At 59.6% G+C, this 14,704-nt stretch carries 17 protein-coding genes; 12 read left to right on the top strand and 5 right to left on the bottom strand.

Annotated elements, in window-relative coordinates; genetic code table 11:
• The first annotated feature begins 31 nt into the window (after positions 1–31).
• The 5 genes from FB472_RS02375 to FB472_RS02355 all read left to right on the top strand — a co-directional run bounded on the left by FB472_RS02375 (position 32) and on the right by FB472_RS02355 (position 4,237).
• The gene (locus FB472_RS02375) at positions 32–1,243 is read left to right on the top strand and encodes a benzoate/H(+) symporter BenE family transporter (RefSeq protein WP_141989495.1); all 1,212 of its coding nucleotides are present in this window, start codon (positions 32–34) and stop codon (positions 1,241–1,243) included.
• A 98-nt stretch (positions 1,244–1,341) separates the two neighbouring features.
• A complete protein-coding gene (locus tag FB472_RS02370; RefSeq protein ID WP_141989494.1) occupies positions 1,342–2,166 on the top strand; it encodes a DUF4397 domain-containing protein in 825 nt (274 codons plus the stop codon).
• Positions 2,167–2,218: 52 nt separating this feature from the next.
• Positions 2,219–2,827, top strand: coding sequence for a class F sortase (locus tag FB472_RS02365; protein ID WP_141989493.1), 609 nt, complete (start codon positions 2,219–2,221; stop codon positions 2,825–2,827).
• A 20-nt stretch (positions 2,828–2,847) separates the two neighbouring features.
• Complete coding sequence (locus FB472_RS02360) at positions 2,848–3,408, top strand: RNA polymerase sigma factor (protein WP_141989492.1); 561 nt, start codon at positions 2,848–2,850, stop codon at positions 3,406–3,408.
• Positions 3,395–4,237: an anti-sigma factor gene (locus FB472_RS02355; RefSeq protein ID WP_141989491.1), complete on the top strand. Its 843-nt coding sequence runs from the start codon at positions 3,395–3,397 to the stop codon at positions 4,235–4,237. Before FB472_RS02360 ends, FB472_RS02355 begins: the two co-directional genes overlap by 14 nt.
• A 53-nt stretch (positions 4,238–4,290) precedes the next feature.
• Here the strand turns inward: FB472_RS02355 and FB472_RS02350 are convergent, their stop codons facing one another.
• Complete coding sequence (locus FB472_RS02350; RefSeq protein WP_141989490.1) at positions 4,291–4,473, bottom strand: DUF5302 domain-containing protein; 183 nt, start codon at positions 4,471–4,473, stop codon at positions 4,291–4,293.
• Positions 4,474–4,781: 308 nt separating this feature from the next.
• On the opposite strand from FB472_RS02350, the gene FB472_RS02345 reads away from it, so the two are divergent.
• Both FB472_RS02345 and FB472_RS02340 read left to right on the top strand, forming a co-directional pair.
• Entirely contained in the window at positions 4,782–7,031 is a 2,250-nt protein-coding gene (locus FB472_RS02345) for a polyribonucleotide nucleotidyltransferase (protein ID WP_021808521.1), read from the top strand.
• A 178-nt stretch (positions 7,032–7,209) separates the two neighbouring features.
• On the top strand, positions 7,210–7,395 hold the full coding sequence (locus FB472_RS02340) for a hypothetical protein (protein WP_141989489.1): 186 nt from the start codon (positions 7,210–7,212) through the stop codon (positions 7,393–7,395).
• Positions 7,396–7,457: 62 nt separating this feature from the next.
• On the opposite strand, the gene FB472_RS02335 is transcribed toward FB472_RS02340, so the two are convergent.
• Positions 7,458–8,003, bottom strand: coding sequence for a YbhB/YbcL family Raf kinase inhibitor-like protein (locus tag FB472_RS02335; protein WP_141991421.1), 546 nt, complete (start codon positions 8,001–8,003; stop codon positions 7,458–7,460).
• A 188-nt stretch (positions 8,004–8,191) separates the two neighbouring features.
• Between FB472_RS02335 and FB472_RS02330 the strand changes: the two genes are divergently transcribed.
• Complete coding sequence (locus FB472_RS02330) at positions 8,192–9,184, top strand: aldo/keto reductase (protein WP_141989488.1); 993 nt, start codon at positions 8,192–8,194, stop codon at positions 9,182–9,184.
• On the opposite strand, the gene FB472_RS02325 is transcribed toward FB472_RS02330, so the two are convergent.
• Positions 9,181–9,774: a TetR/AcrR family transcriptional regulator gene (locus FB472_RS02325; RefSeq protein WP_246078028.1), complete on the bottom strand. Its 594-nt coding sequence runs from the start codon at positions 9,772–9,774 to the stop codon at positions 9,181–9,183. The genes FB472_RS02330 and FB472_RS02325 overlap by 4 nt on opposite strands.
• A 317-nt stretch (positions 9,775–10,091) precedes the next feature.
• Here FB472_RS02325 and FB472_RS02320 point away from each other — a divergent pair, with 317 nt between their 5' ends.
• Both FB472_RS02320 and FB472_RS02315 read left to right on the top strand, forming a co-directional pair.
• Positions 10,092–11,459: a M16 family metallopeptidase gene (locus FB472_RS02320; RefSeq protein WP_141989486.1), complete on the top strand. Its 1,368-nt coding sequence runs from the start codon at positions 10,092–10,094 to the stop codon at positions 11,457–11,459.
• 18 nt (positions 11,460–11,477) lie between these two features.
• On the top strand, positions 11,478–12,080 hold the full coding sequence (locus tag FB472_RS02315) for a histidine phosphatase family protein (protein ID WP_021808528.1): 603 nt from the start codon (positions 11,478–11,480) through the stop codon (positions 12,078–12,080).
• Here the strand turns inward: FB472_RS02315 and FB472_RS02310 are convergent.
• Positions 12,077–12,535, bottom strand: a complete 459-nt coding sequence (locus FB472_RS02310) for a GNAT family N-acetyltransferase (RefSeq protein ID WP_141989485.1) — start codon at positions 12,533–12,535, stop codon at positions 12,077–12,079. The genes FB472_RS02315 and FB472_RS02310 overlap by 4 nt on opposite strands.
• 70 nt (positions 12,536–12,605) lie before the next feature.
• Between FB472_RS02310 and dapB the strand changes: the two genes are divergently transcribed.
• Together dapB and FB472_RS02300 are read left to right on the top strand one after the other, a co-directional pair.
• The gene (gene dapB / locus FB472_RS02305; protein WP_141989484.1) at positions 12,606–13,361 is read left to right on the top strand and encodes a 4-hydroxy-tetrahydrodipicolinate reductase; all 756 of its coding nucleotides are present in this window, start codon (positions 12,606–12,608) and stop codon (positions 13,359–13,361) included.
• On the top strand, positions 13,358–13,807 hold the full coding sequence (locus tag FB472_RS02300; protein WP_021808531.1) for a hypothetical protein: 450 nt from the start codon (positions 13,358–13,360) through the stop codon (positions 13,805–13,807). The genes dapB and FB472_RS02300 overlap by 4 nt, the downstream gene beginning before the upstream one ends.
• Here FB472_RS02300 and FB472_RS02295 read toward each other — a convergent pair.
• A complete protein-coding gene (locus tag FB472_RS02295; RefSeq protein ID WP_141989483.1) occupies positions 13,804–14,703 on the bottom strand; it encodes a TIGR01777 family oxidoreductase in 900 nt (299 codons plus the stop codon). The genes FB472_RS02300 and FB472_RS02295 overlap by 4 nt on opposite strands.
• Position 14,704: the final 1 nt, after the last annotated feature.

Raw genomic sequence — 14,704 nt, 5'->3', positions numbered from 1 at the left:
AGAATGAGCCGACCGTAGCCACCAGTAGAGAGTGACGACCACCATCTTTCAGCTCCTCTCTACCGGCGTCATTGCGGGCATCGCGGGCTTTGCAACGTCCTTTACGTTGGTGGTCGCAGGCCTGCGGGCTGTCGGTGCCAGTGACGTGCAGGCGGCCTCTGGCCTTCTGATTCTGACGGTTCTGATGGGACTCGCAACTATTGGGCTTGCTTGGCGTTACCGCATGCCGATCACTATTGCCTGGTCAACGCCGGGAGCCGCTCTGCTGATCGTCGCGGGCCAGGGGGATGGCCAGTTTCGTGCCGCGGTTGGCGCGTTTCTTGTGTGTGCGGCACTGATTGCTGTCTGTGGTCTTGTGCCCGTGGTGGGGAGGCTCGTCACGCGAGTCCCGCAGCCGATTGCCAGTGCGATGCTCGCGGGCATCCTGTTTCCGATCTGTGTTGCCCCCATCACCGCCTCGATTGAGTATCCGTGGTTGGGGTTGCCGATGGTGGTTGTCTGGCTGCTGTTGCTGAGGGTTGCTCCGCGCTGGGCGGTTCCCGGTGCGCTGCTTGCTGCCGTCGCCGCAATCGCCGTCACCTCGGGGGGAATCGTTGTGGCGGAATCGACGGTTGTGCCCCAACTTAGTGCGGTCGCACCCGTTTTTGATCCCCTTCTGATTGTTAGTCTCGGCATTCCACTGTTCATCGTGACCATGGCGGGTCAGAACGTACCCGGCTTCACCGTAATGCGCACCTATGGTTATGTGGTGCCCCCGGGCTCCGCTCTGACGGTCACAGGGATAGCGTCGACCGTGAGCGCATTTTTCGGTGGTCACGCGCTTAATCTGGCCGCAATCACGGCGGCATTGACCGCAAGCGAGGAAGCGCATGAAGATCACAGCAAACGCTGGATTGCCTCGGTCTCCGCCGGCGTCACCTATGTTGTCATTGGTCTCGGGGCGGGCTTCGCGACAGCACTGGTGACAGTCGCGCCTCCCATCGTCGTGGTGGCGATTGCGGGGCTCGCAGTGATGGGCGCACTAATCGCCTCAATTCGATTGGCGCTTGAGGCTCCCGAACACCGAATAGCCGCGATCGCAACCTTTTTGGTCGCGAGCTCGGGAATCACGGTCGTCGGAATTGGGTCTGCATTCTGGGCGCTCGTCGTCGGCGCTGTCGTCATGGTGTGGCTTGGTTGGCGTCCCCCAATTGGACGTTCGAGGAAGCACGTCGAACCTCTTGCCGAGCACTCAGAAAAATAATTCCCAACTTTTTTGAGATTGCTGCATCCAAAACTACTGTTCAGTCAGAAGTACTCAGTGTCAGGCGATTTACGCCCGATGACGAGAGGACAAGAACAGTGCGAAACAAACTTATTGCCGGCGTAGCCGCCGGAGCGATCGCCGCATTAGGCGTCGCGCTACCAGCAAACGCAATCTCAGACACGAGTGCCGACCTTTATGTTCTGCACGCAGTGCCCGATACTATCGTCGACGTTTACGTGGACGGTGACCTCACGCTCGATGACTTCGAGCCCGGAACACTGACTGATCCCCTAGATCTTCCAGCCGGTGACTATGTTGTAGCGATCACAGCGTCCGATGCCGCCAGTGCTGACGACGCCATAATTGGCCCGATCACCCTCACCCTTGAGGCCAACACAAGCTACACCGCTGTTGCCCACCTCGATGCTGATGGTGCAGCCACAGCGAGCCTGTTCACGAACGACCTGAGCACGACTGCTGCCGGTGAAGGCCGCCTGACCGTTCGTCACACCGCAGCGGCCCCCGCCGTTGACGTGCTCGCAAACGGTGCTGTGGCCTTCGAGAACCTCAGCAACCCCGATGAAGTTAAAGCCGACCTCGCGGTCGGAACCATCTCGGCTACGGTCGCAGCAAACGGAACCACCGATCCAGTCATCGGCCCGGCAGATGTAACTATCGCTGAAGGCGTCAACACCATCGTGTATGCCTGGGGCAGCCTAGAGGACGACAACCTCGACCTCGCCGTGCAGACCATTGGTGGTCTTCACTCGAACCCCGGTGGAGTAGATGCCGGAACCGCCGGTCTCGCCGCTGACAGCAACAACGGTGCACTCATCGGTGGCTTGGGTGCCCTCGCAGCACTTCTTGCCCTCGCAGGATTCGCCGCGACACGCCTCACCGGCGCTCGCGCATCAAAGTAGTCACAACTCAATAGCCTAAAAAGCAGTGACACACACCATCAAGGAGAACGTTATGACCGCGAGAATCCTAGCCCTCGCGGCCATGGCGCTTCTCCTTGTTGGCTGTACAGCAACATCAAATCAGAGCATTGCCCCCGATGCGGTACCAGCCCCGCGGCCTACCGCTGAGGTGAACATTCCCCGTCAGTCGGCCGCACTTCAGCCGGTCGTTCAGGTCCCCGCTCCGGTACGGATCCAGATTCCGTCGGTCTCGGTCGATATCCAGATCGCTCCGGTCGGAGTTGAAGCCAGCGGCTACATGGAAATCCCGGAAAACATCACGATCGCAGGGTGGTACCGCTACGGACCATCGCCCAGTAGCGATACGGGCTCGACGGTGATAACCGCTCACGTCGATGATTTTGTGCAGGGTCTTGGTCCCTTTGCTTCCCTATCATCGATGCCGGCCAGCGCAGAAATTATTGTCACCACTGACGACGGCGTCGATCACCGCTATATTCTTGAGTCGGTGCAAAATATTCAGAAAGAACAGGTCCCGCTCGATCAAGTGTTCGATCGGGATGGCGCACCAAGAATTGTTCTCATTACCTGTGGCGGACAATTCGATGAGAACGTGCGGCAGTACTCAGACAATGTTGTCGCGATAGCCAACCCGCTGTGACCGCCATCGACCGGAGAGTTATGACTGACGAGGAAGTCGCTGAAGAAGCCCGCATGACGCAGGCCTTCGTCCAAGGTGACGAGTCGGCTCTCTCACAGGTGTATGGCCGCTGGTCTTCGCTGGTATTCACCCTTGCGGTGCGTTCACTCGGCGACCGCGGAGACGCCGAAGATGTCACTCAAAAAGTTTTTGTGTCTGCCTGGACGGGGCGGTCAAGCTTCAAGCCCGAGCGATCAAGCCTCTCGGCGTGGCTGGTGGGAATCACCAAGAACAAAATTGCCGATACCCACGAGGCTCGGGCCCGTGTGCGTCGGTTGCAGGAACAACTCGCCGCAACCACCTCGCGGGGCGAACCGGTCGTGGAAGACTTCGACTTGGCCGACACTTTGATGGTCGCCGACGAAATTGCTCGCCTTGAGCCGGATGCCCAAGCTATTATGCGTTTGGCATTTTTTGACGATCTCACACACAACCAAATAGCCGACCGCCTCGAACTACCTTTAGGCACGGTGAAGAGCCATATCCGGCGCAGTCTGCAGCGGATGCGAACACGATTGGAGGCGACCTATGCGACACGTTGATCCCGATATTCTGGCGCTGCTCGCCCTGGGTGAGGAAGCTGCAGTTCCCGAAGACAGCGCGCACTTGTCCGAGTGCGATCAGTGTCGACGGGAAGTCGAACTGCTCTCACGCGCCGCCCTCGTTGGCCGTTCCACTTTTGATGCCGGCGACCTCCTTGACCCTCCCGCACGTGTGTGGTCCCGGATCACCGACGAGTTGTCGTTCAGTTCAGAGAGCGTGATCCTCTCCGAAGCCGCACCCGAAGTTACTGTCTCATTTGCCGACCATTCAATCGACGCTCTCGCAGAGAAGCGGGCAGTAAAGTCCTCGAACTCAGAGCAATCTTTCCCCGCCGTCGCCGCACCGATTGTCGAATCGGGCAACGTCCACTCGCTTGAGAAGCGTCGTCGTCCGTGGGTGGGAGCACTCGCGGCAGCGGCGTCGCTCGCTCTCGTTGCAGCCACCGGTTCAGCGATCTGGCTCGGACTCCAACCCGCCGATCAGCCAACAGTTCTTGCGAGCGCAACGCTTGACGCATTCCCCAACTGGTCAGAGTCAACCGGCGAGGCCAAGCTTGAAAGACGGGCCGACGGCACTCGCATTGTTGAGGTCAGTTTCTCGGCACCGCCCACCGAGGGCGGTTTTCGTGAAGTGTGGCTGATCACCTCGGATGCCACAGCTCTTGTCAGTCTCGGGATCGTCGAGGGCATGTCAGGTCAGTTCACCGTTCCCGATGGTCTCGACGTAGATAACTACAACCTTGTCGATATCTCCGAAGAGCAGTTTGACGGAAATCCTGCGCACTCCGGTGATTCAATTGTTCGCGGCCAGCTGACCGTCGGCGTTTAGTTCACGGGCGCGCCCACGAACGCTCGCCGCGATCGGCGTGCAGTAGCGAACTGTTACCCGGTCTTCCGACGGAAGTCACGCTTGTGGTCAGCGCGTTCGTGAGTGCCCTGAATTGCCGATTCGGCGTCAAGCTGTCCAGGGCGGTCTTGTTCTTTGTTCTGTTTACGGTCCAAGGCCTCACGAAATTTGCGTTTGTTTTCTTCACTGGCTGAGGAGGACGAATCTGACGTTTTCATGCTCTCCAGCGTAAACGACCAGTGCTCTTTGCGTGTCGCCGGTGCTGATTTCGCGGGGTTTACGGCGCCTAATGATACAATCGGATAAGTTGTCCACGTAGTTGTGAGGCAACACCGGAGCAGGCTGGCAAGAAGCTGGTCACCGGTGGTAATTTTCCGAGTCGCTCGGAGGCTTTCTACTGTTGGCCAGACATGCGCCGCCACTCTAGGCATGCGCATGAACCATCGCGTCCTTCTGCCCGCTCCTGCTCCTTGACGAGTCGCACACCACACGGGTGCGCGACGTAAAACAAAGGAGAAACCCCCGCATGGAGGGTCCAGAAATCACATTCGCCGAAGCCGTTCTCGATAACGGCAAGTTCGGCAAGCGCACCGTGCGCTTCGAAACCGGTCGACTCGCTCAGCAGGCACAGGGTGCCGTTGCTGCGTACCTCGACGAAGAAACTATGATCTTGAGTGCCACCAGCGCGGGCAAGCACCCGCGTGAAGGCTTCGACTTCTTCCCCCTCACCGTGGATGTCGAAGAGCGTTCCTACGCCGCAGGCAAGATTCCCGGCAGCTTCTTCCGTCGCGAGGGTCGCCCCTCGACGGAAGCGATTCTCGTCTGCCGCCTCATTGACCGCCCGATGCGCCCGACCTTCGTTGAGGGTCTTCGCAACGAAGTTCAGATCGTCATCACTGTTCTGAGCATCGCCCCTGACGAGTTCTACGACGCGCTGTCGATTAACGCTGCTTCTCTCAGCACCCAGATCTCGGGTCTTCCGTTCTACGGTCCCGTTGCCGGCATCCGTCTGGCTCTGATCGGCGACCAGTGGGTTGCCTTCCCGAAGCACAGCCAGCTTGCTGACGCTGTATTCGACCTCACTGTTGCTGGCCGCATGGTCACAAACGACAAGGGCGAAGAAGACATTGCCATCATGATGGTTGAGGCTGAAGCTACGGAGAACAGCTGGGAGCTCATCAAGGCCGGCGCAACTAAGCCCGACGAGGCTGTTGTCGCTCAGGGTCTTGAAGCATCTAAGCCGTTCCTCAAGCAGCTTGTTAAGGCTCAGCTCGAGGTTGCCAACAAGGCGGCAAAGCCTGTTGCCGAGTTCACGCTCTTCCCGCCGTACTCCGATCAGGCCTACAACGCAGTCAGCGAAATCGCGGAGGCAGAGCTTCGCGACGTGTACAAGATTGTGGACAAGATCGAGCGCCAGACCGCAGACGATGAGCTCAAGGCCCGGGTCAAGGCTGAGGTTCAGTCGAAGGTTGATGCTGAAGAGCTCGGCGCAGACGTTCTCGGCATGGTCGGTGGCGCCTACAAGGCCGTCAGTAAGAAGGTTATGCGCGCCCGCGTACTCACCGAGGGAATCCGCATTGATGGCCGTGGCTTGAGCGACATTCGTGCGCTCGATGCTGAGGTCGAGGTCATTCCTCGTGTTCACGGTTCGGCAATCTTCCAGCGCGGCGAAACCCAGATCTTGGGTGTCACCACGTTGAACATGCTCAAGATGGAGCAGCAGATTGACTCACTGGCGCCAGTGACCAAGAAGCGCTACATGCACCACTACAACTTCCCGCCATACTCCACCGGTGAGACAGGCCGCGTTGGCAGCCCGAAGCGTCGTGAAATCGGTCACGGTTTCCTAGCCGAGCGTGCCATCGCACCCGTGCTTCCTCCCAGGGAAGAGTTCCCTTACGCGATCCGCCAGGTTTCCGAAGCTCTCGGTTCCAACGGTTCAACCTCAATGGGTGCCGTCTGCGCTTCGACCCTGTCGCTGCTCAATGCTGGTGTGCCGCTGCGCGCGCCCGTTGCGGGTATTGCCATGGGCCTGATTTCGGATGAGGTCAACGGAGAGACGCGATACGCGGCGCTCACCGACATCCTTGGTGCTGAAGATGCACTCGGCGACATGGACTTCAAGGTTGCTGGTACGAGTGAGTTCGTTACCGCCATTCAGCTTGACACCAAGCTCGCCGGTCTGCCTTCGTCGGTTCTCGACGGTGCACTCAAGCAGGCGAAGGAAGCGCGTACCGCGATCCTCTCGGTGCTCAACGCGGCAATTGATGCTCCCGACGAGATGGCTCCTACGGCTCCTCGCGTGATCTCGGTTCAGATTCCGATTGACAAGATCGGCGAGTTGATTGGCCCGAAGGGCAAGAACATCAACCAGATCCAGGATGACACCGGAGCAGACATCTCGATTGAGGATGACGGAACCGTCTACATCGGCGCTGTCGATGGTCCTTCTGCCGAGGCGGCACGCGCGGCGGTTAACGCCATCGCGAACCCGCTCAACCCTGAGGTTGGCGAACGCTTCTTGGGTACGGTCGTCAAGATCGCTACCTTCGGCGCCTTCGTTTCGCTCACCCCCGGCAAAGACGGCCTGCTGCACATCTCTGAGGTTCGCAAGCTTGCCGGCGGCAAGCGTGTCGAGAACGTCGAAGACGTTCTCGCTGTCGGGCAAAAAATCCAGGTCGAAATTACCAAGATCGATGACCGTGGAAAGCTGTCGCTCGCACCGGTCACCGATGAATCTGACGCGGAAGCAGCGGCCCCCGCTGACGAAAGCTAGGTTCGACTCGACGCAACTGCGTTAACGTCAGAGCGCCCATCCTCCTTGAGGGTGGGCGCTCTGACGTTAATCATGCTCGCGCGGGAGAGCACCGACCCTGGCTCCGATGGGGCAGTCAGCCCTGTCTGCCCCCTCACGGGGTGAGGCTCATGGCGCGAGGGAACGATACGGTGGGTTTGTGGCCCGAATCCCGACACCTTTTGACACCTTCATGACCGACATGCTCGTGTGGCTTGATACTGCGTGGTATCTGTGGGTGGCTCTCGCCATCGTGGTCGGTGTCGTAATCGTCAGCATTGTGGTGGCTCGAATGCGCAACCGAGGCTACGAACGCGTACCTCACTACTATCGCCAGACCAGCTAACTCAGACGTCTTCGTCCTCGAATTTGCGTTGCCTGCACAGAGGGCTGCCGTGTTGTTGTTTCTTAGCGCGCGGGATCGTTGGGGGTGCTTGATAGGCCGGTCAGCTGAGCCCGGGCAACGACGTGGTCGCGCATCGAGAATCCGAGCATAGCGGGGGTGCTTCCGCGGGGAATATCGAGGAGTTCGACCGTGAGAGCGCTGAGTGTGAAAACGTACCGGTGCTCACCGTGGCCGGCAGGAGGAGCTGCACCCTGAAAAGTCTCAAGCCGTAAGTCGTTGGGCAGGGAGATCGCACCATTCGGCAGGAGCCCGGCATCCGAACTTCCGGCGTTCTGCGCCAGTGACTCAATCGATGCAGGAATATTGAGCACAGCCCAGTGCCACCAGCCGCTGCCGGTCGGGGCATCCGGATCAAACACCGTGAGCACAAAGCTTTTCGTGCCCGAGGGGAACCCGTGCCAGTGAAGTGTGGGGGAGCGGTCTTCACCGTCCGCGTGTGCGATCGAGGATCGTGCCCACTGCGGGAGCGTGCCTCCCGCAGAAAAATCGGGGCTCTCAAGAACAAATGAGGGCACGTCTGGAAGCTTCCAATTGGGATCGTTCACGATGGCATTCCTCTCGAAGGTCAACACGGTGGTGTTGCCATTATTGCGAGGATGTCACGAAAACGACACCGCTTCCCGAATCTCACCGCGTTGGGGCGGTTTTTTGACACGGAGTAATAACGATCTACGTGTTGTACGCGCTGTGAGGCGCGGCGCGTTTTATCCTTACCAAAAGCCTTGTGGGAGGCCCGATGACGCAGATACACCCGACGAGATCGCTGCCGGGTTCACGAAGCGTGCCGGTAAGCCCCCGATCCCTCTCCGCCACTCGAGTCGTTGGCTCATCCGAGCTTCGCGTGTTTCCCCTCGCGCTCAGTGGCAACGGTTTTGGTCGGACCACAGACGATCCCGCGACCACCGCTATCCTCGACACCTTCGCTGAGGGTGGAGGCAATTTTGTCGACACCGCCGATTCGTACGCGTCGGGCCGCAGTGAGCTGATGATCGGTAACTGGATGCGTGACAGGCGCAACCGTGACGACCTGGTTATCGCCACCAAGGTCGGCAAGAGCCGCGAGAATCCTGGCATGCACGCGGGAGCAATCAAACGGTCCGTTGCGGCCTCGCTCGCGCGATTGGACACGGCGCACATTGACTTGCTCTACCTTCACGTCGATGACGAGAGCGCCGACTTTGATGAGACATTAATGGCTGTCGACGAGCTCATCACCGAAGGCAAAGTGCGCTATTTTGGCGGCTCCGATCACACCGGAAACCGCCTCATTCAAGCGAGGATCGCGTCTGGTCAGATCGGCGTGGCTCCTATGACTGCAATCCAGACGCACTACAACCTGCTTCATCGCGAAGAGTACGAAACTGGGGTTGCGCATGTGGCAGGGATTCTCGGTTTGGGCGTGATTCCACGGTTCGCACTTGCCAGTGGTTTTCTCAGCGGAAAGTATCGGCACCGTGCCGACTTGGCACTTAGCTCACGTGGGCAGGACAACGCTCAGTACCTTCGCCGTCGCGGTCTGAAGGTCGTGAATATGTTGGACCAGGTTGCCGGTCACCATGACGCGAGCCCGGCAATGATTGCGTTGGCGTGGCTACTCAACAAGCCAGGGGTTGTCGCGCCCGTGGTGAGTGCGAGCACAGCCTCTCAGGTGCCCGAACTATTGGCCGCGGTTGGCGTGCAACTAACGCGGCATCAGGCTGCTGATTTGGACCGCGCCTCAAGCTTCTAGGCGTTGACTGATTCGGCGAGCACGCGCTTGACCACTCGCCCGAGTGCAGCTCCCGCTGCGATGGTGTCACCGGCATATCCGCCCGCCAGTGCGCCGTCTTTGGCGAGTATGATTTCGTCGGCTGCTTCACCAGGGAACGGGTGGCCTGTGCCACGCATTAGGTCGAACAGCGTCTCGTGATACCAGTCGCGGTGCTCAGCAATGATGAGGCGTGCGGGATGCGTGGGGTGAGGGAACTCCGCGACAACGTTAAGGAAGGGGCATCCGCGAAAGTCCTGCGCAGTGAGTTTTCCGGCGACACTCTCGAGGATTCCTAGGAGCGCAGAGTCGGGGGAGGGCGCGCTTTCGATGATTGAGCGCACTTGCGCTTCGACGGAAGCTCTGCGGCTCCTCACGTACTCAAGAATGAGATTGTCTTTCGAGCGGTAGTGCTTGTAGAAGGTCGCTTTCGTCACGCTTGACTGGGCGATGATGCGATCTACTCCGACAGTGAGAATGCCGTTCTGATAAAAAAGTTCGTTGGCGGTGTCGAGGATCCGCCCCTTGGCCGGAGCGCGCTGAACGGTGTCTGGTGTCTCAATTACCGTCACAGCGCACTCCTTCCGGAAGAGATTCGGATCAGGAACACTCTCCGCTAAAAACATCGCTTGATTCGGGTTCAGGCAATGCGGTTGTGATGCACAACCCGGTTCGGGTCCGGGTTGTGTAGTCATCGACATCACCCACTGAATTTTCAGCGATGACTGGTCGGCTTCGGGTGCCTGTCCAGAACTGTAGCACAGGAGGACATACAGACGAGTCTGTCTGTCCTCATTCTTTGCCCCCAGTCTGAGGGGGATGAATTGTGCTGGCCGCCGTCAGGCGGTGCAGGCGGTGCGGGTGGGCTCAATGACGTAGGCTCAGAGGGATGAACGGCGTTGTGATTCTTCCTCTTGACCTTCCTGAACTGTCGTTCACTGCAACCGGCGACAGTCTTGTTCGCCGAACCGTGCTCCCTAGCGGCGTGCGCATTCTGAGCGAACAGGTGCCCGGTGCACGCAGTGCAACCGTCGGCTATTGGGTTGCTGCCGGGTCGCGAGACGAGATGCCCGGCACCTTCGGCGCCACCCACTTCTTGGAACACCTGTTGTTTAAGGGAACCCCCTCACGCAGCGCGCTAGAAATTGCCGTCAGCTTCGATGCAGTCGGCGGTGAGCACAACGCGATGACCGCTAAGGAATACACCTGCTATTACGCCAAGGTGCAAGACAGTGACCTGCCAATGGCAATCGAAGTGATCGGCGACATGCTCACATCGAGCGTCATCGATCCCACAGAATTTGCCAACGAACGCGGGGTGATTTTAGAAGAACTCGCGATGGCCGACGACGATCCCACCGATGTCGCCAGTGAGCGCTTCTTCGAAGCAGTCTTTGGCGAGCATCCACTTGGCCGACCCATCGGAGGCAGCGCAGAAACGATTAACGCGATCTCGCGAGATTCGGTGCTGAAGCACTATAGCGGCAACTATCGGCCACAAGATCTTGTGATCACCGTCGCCGGTGCCGTCGACCACGATGTGCTCGTCACCGCCGTGTCGGGGAGCCTCGTCTCGGCAGGATGGGACCTCGGGCTTGCCGCAGCGCCCGTTGCACGCCGCGGCAGCGCTGCTGTCGCAACTCCTGGTTCTACCCAGGGCCAGCGCCTTCAGATCACCCATCGACCCATCGAACAAGCGAATATTATTGCTGGTGTCGAGGGGCTCTCTGCCACCGATGAGCGTCGGGCAACCCTTACTGTGCTCAATTCCATTTTGGGCAGTGGTATGTCATCACGGCTCTTTCAGGAAGTCCGCGAAAAGCGTGGCCTCGCCTACTCGGTGTATTCCTTCGCACCGAGTTACTCCGATTCAGGAATCTTTGGCATCTATGCCGGATGCTCGCCCGCAAAGTCGTCTCAGGTTGCAGAGCTGGTGCTCGAAGAGTTCACGAGAATGGGCAAAACTCCGGTGACAGCGGAAGAAATAGGTCGGGCTGTAGGCCAGCTCCGCGGAGCATCAGCGCTCGCGCTCGAGGACTCAGACTCGCGCATGTCGCGACTCGGTCGCAGCGAGTTGACGCTCGGCGAGTTTGTCGACCTCGACGCATCAATCGCGCGGATCTCCGCGGTCACTGCCGACGGCATCCAAGAACTTGCTCGGGAACTTTCCGCACGCCCGCTGTCGATTGCGGCAGTCGGCGCGGTCACCCAAGAGATGTTCTCCGGGCTCACTCTCGGCAGCGTTGCCCAGAGTTAGATCAACAAAGGAATGGTGATGGCTCACTACTTGTATCTCGTGCGTCACGGCGAACAGCAAGACGCCGAACATGGACTGCCCGATGGGCCCCTTTCGGGCAAGGGAAAACGGCAGGCAATGGCGATCTCGGAGCGGCTCGGAGGTGTTCCCTTTACGCGTGCTTTCCACTCGCCTCTGCAACGCGCGGCCGAAACCGCCGCCATAATGACCGAGCGGATGCCCGCCCTGAAATCGCTGCCGACCACTTTGCTCATGGACTGCATCCCCAGCGGCCCCACCCCCGACATGCCCTCTGCGTTCGAACCATTCTTTGGTTCGGTCACACCGGAGGAGATCGACGCCGGGCAAGCTCAGATGGAAGACGCTGTCGCTGACTTCCTCACCCCGGCACGCGAAGACCGCCACGACCTCCTCATTACCCACAACTTTGTGATCGCCTGGTTTGTCCGCGAAGTGCTCGGTGGTGAGCAGTGGCGGTGGCTAGGCCTCAACCAGGCCAATTGCGGGCTCACGATCATCCGTGTGCGAAGTGCCAAACCACCGGTGCTCGTGGCGCACAATGATCTCGGCCATCTTCCGGCGGAGCTCCGCACGGGACTTCCTGAAGAGCAGCCGTACTAGCTGAGAGATTTGCGGTACCAGGTGGTGGCGTTGGGGTTGTCGTTATACGGTTCGCACGGATCAAAGCCGCTTGAGCGGTACAGACCACCGGCGGCGGCCAAACTCTCATTGGTGTCGAGCACCAGTTCGGTCGCTTCCCAGTGCCGAGCCTGCCGCTCAAGCTCACCTAAAATCTTCCGGCCGAGGCCAGCACTGCGGCCATCGGGGCGAACCCACAGGTGCTTCACTTCGAAGCGACCCTCATCGAGCTGACGAATGCCACCGCACCCCAGTGCGCTGCCCGGACCCTCCACAATCATGAACACGCCTCGCGGTGGCTCAAACTGTTCCGGCGTCGGGAACGTGGTGACGTAGCCCGAGGGCGTGGGGAAGGTCTCGGCCCGGTAGCTGAAGTACTCGGTGAGCAATTCGTGGGCAAGAGCATCCGTAACGGGGACCGGGCGAAACTGTGGCACCTGTCCACAGTACTCGCGGCAGCCGTGGCGGGCAGTAAATGAAGTCGCTCAGGATTGGTAGATTTGAGTCATGACAACCAAAGTAGCGGTAGTGGGCGCAACCGGCCGCATGGGAAAGTTCATCAGTGGAGTGGTTGAGGCCGCCGCAGACTTCTCACTCGTTGCCGCCCTCAATTCGCGATCGCAACTCAGCGAAATGCTCGAGGCAGATGTCGTGGTGGATGTCACTGAACCAAGTGTGTCGCCGGCTGTTGTCGAGTTTGCGACCTCCCACGGCAAAAGCGTGCTCGTTGGCACCTCCGGCTGGAGTGAGGATCGGGTGCAGGGCATCAGGTTTTCGATCGCTGAGCGCGCCGATGTGGGTGTCATTTTCATCCCCAACTTCTCTCTTGGTTCTGCTCTGGCTACGTCATTTGCTGCTGCAGCGGCACGATACTTTGACTCAATTGAGATCATCGAGAGTCATCATGCGGGCAAGGTCGATTCACCATCGGGTACCGCTGTTCGCACGGCGGAGCTGATGGCGGATGCGCGAGGAAATCGGGGGCCAGTCGCGGCCCCCCACCACGACCAGCGAGCACGCGGCGAGCAAGTGGCAGGAATTCCCGTGCACAGTCTGCGGATGACGGGCGTCGTCGCCCACCAACAGGTCATTTTCGGGGCCCCCGGTGAGGTGCTCACACTCGACCACCGCACACTTTCACAGGACTCATACGAGGCCGGAATTTTGATCGGTTTGCGGGCGATTGTCACGGCGACGGGAGTGACCGTTGGTCTCGACCAGCTTGTTGATCTCTCACCCCAAGGTCGGGAGGATTCACAATGAAGACGCGCATAGCAGCTCTCGTGATGGTCGGACTTCTGGTTCTCTACCTTATTTTTGTGATCAACTATTCGTTTATCTTGATCGGAACAGGCGAACCGATCGCTCAGGTCATGGGGTGGGCGCTGGTCGTGCTTCCCGTGATCGGGTTCTGGGCGCTCGGGGCAGAGATGGTTTTCATTTTTCGTGCTGAGCGGCTGTTCAACACCCTCAGGGACGAAGCCGCGCTGCCGGCAGAAATTGACGAACGGCGGCCGAGCGGTCGACCAACACAAGAGGCAGCAGACCAAGCATTTGAGCTCTACCGCGCCGAGGCAGAAGCGAGCCCAGAATCCTGGCGTGCGTGGTTGCGGCTCGGGCTTGCCTACGATGCCAGTGGTGACCGGCGTCGCGCCCGGTGGGCGGTCCGCCGCGCCATCACGATCTCGCGCGCACCGGTTGGCCGCTAGTCGACGAACTCGTCGATCGCCTGCTCGATAGTGGTGTGCGTGAAGCTGAATCCGGTGTCGAGCAGAGTGCGCGGCTGAACGTTCTCATCGACCAAAATAAGATCCTTGCCGGCGTCGCCCAGCATCCGCAGAGCGAAGCTTGGCACCGCAAACCAGTGTGGCTTTCCCATCAACTGTGCAAGGGTTTTCGTGACCGTCTTTGCTGTTGCCGGGGTCGGCCCGACGAGGGAAACGGCTCCGTGGAAATCGCTCCGCAGTAGGTGGATGATCGCAGCGGCTTCATCGTGGAGGCTAATCCACGGCCAGTACTGCCCGCCACTGCCGAGCCTGCTGCCCAGACCGAACCGTGTCAGGAGGTTGAGCGGGATGAACGCTCCACCTTCGCCAACGACAATTCCGGTGCGGAACATCACAAGACGGGTGCCTGCGGGAGTGAGTTGAGCGGCTTTCTCCCACGCGTCGACGACGTCGCTCAGAAATCCGGTTCCTTTCGTGGACGCATCGGTAAGCACCTCACCGGGTCTGCTGCCGAAAAAGCCCACCGCTGATCCGCTGAGAAATACGCTCGGGGGAGCGGCCGCCCGGCGGATTGCTTCTGCGATGGTGCGTGTTCCATCTACCCGGGAGCGCAAAATTTCGCGCTTGTAGCTCGCAGTCCAGGGCAATTTTCCTGTGCTGGCACCGGCCAAGTTAATGACGACATCCGCTAGCTCGATTGCTCGCTCGTCGATTGTTCCTGCCTGCGGATCCCACTCGTATTCGTTCGTGGCTGTTGGGGATCGTCTTACGAGTCGTAGCACTTCGTAGCCCTCTGCCTCCAACTGGGAGACGAGCTCGGTGCCGATGTAGCCGGATGCTCCGGAGACCAGCACTCGAGTGGTTGGTGATTCAGCCATG

This window comes from Rhodoglobus vestalii (genome assembly GCF_006788895.1).
GTDB lineage: Bacteria > Actinomycetota > Actinomycetes > Actinomycetales > Microbacteriaceae > Rhodoglobus > Rhodoglobus vestalii.
This window is presented reverse-complemented; position numbering and strand designations above follow the sequence as displayed.

Bases quoted from the DNA above. Each gene is read 5' to 3' on its own strand.
- FB472_RS02355 (WP_141989491.1), top strand. From the start codon at position 3,395: ATGCGACACGTTGATCCCGATATTCTGGCGCTGCTCGCCCTGGGTGAG.
- dapB (WP_141989484.1), top strand. From the start codon at position 12,606: ATGACAACCAAAGTAGCGGTAGTGGGCGCAACCGGCCGCATGGGAAAG.
- FB472_RS02345 (WP_021808521.1), top strand. From the start codon at position 4,782: ATGGAGGGTCCAGAAATCACATTCGCCGAAGCCGTTCTCGATAACGGC.
- FB472_RS02350 (WP_141989490.1), bottom strand. From the start codon at position 4,473: ATGAAAACGTCAGATTCGTCCTCCTCAGCCAGTGAAGAAAACAAACGC.
- FB472_RS02360 (WP_141989492.1), top strand. From the start codon at position 2,848: ATGACTGACGAGGAAGTCGCTGAAGAAGCCCGCATGACGCAGGCCTTC.
- FB472_RS02300 (WP_021808531.1), top strand. From the start codon at position 13,358: ATGAAGACGCGCATAGCAGCTCTCGTGATGGTCGGACTTCTGGTTCTC.
- FB472_RS02315 (WP_021808528.1), top strand. From the start codon at position 11,478: ATGGCTCACTACTTGTATCTCGTGCGTCACGGCGAACAGCAAGACGCC.
- FB472_RS02320 (WP_141989486.1), top strand. From the start codon at position 10,092: ATGAACGGCGTTGTGATTCTTCCTCTTGACCTTCCTGAACTGTCGTTC.
- FB472_RS02295 (WP_141989483.1), bottom strand. From the start codon at position 14,703: ATGGCTGAATCACCAACCACTCGAGTGCTGGTCTCCGGAGCATCCGGC.
- FB472_RS02330 (WP_141989488.1), top strand. From the start codon at position 8,192: ATGACGCAGATACACCCGACGAGATCGCTGCCGGGTTCACGAAGCGTG.
- FB472_RS02365 (WP_141989493.1), top strand. From the start codon at position 2,219: ATGACCGCGAGAATCCTAGCCCTCGCGGCCATGGCGCTTCTCCTTGTT.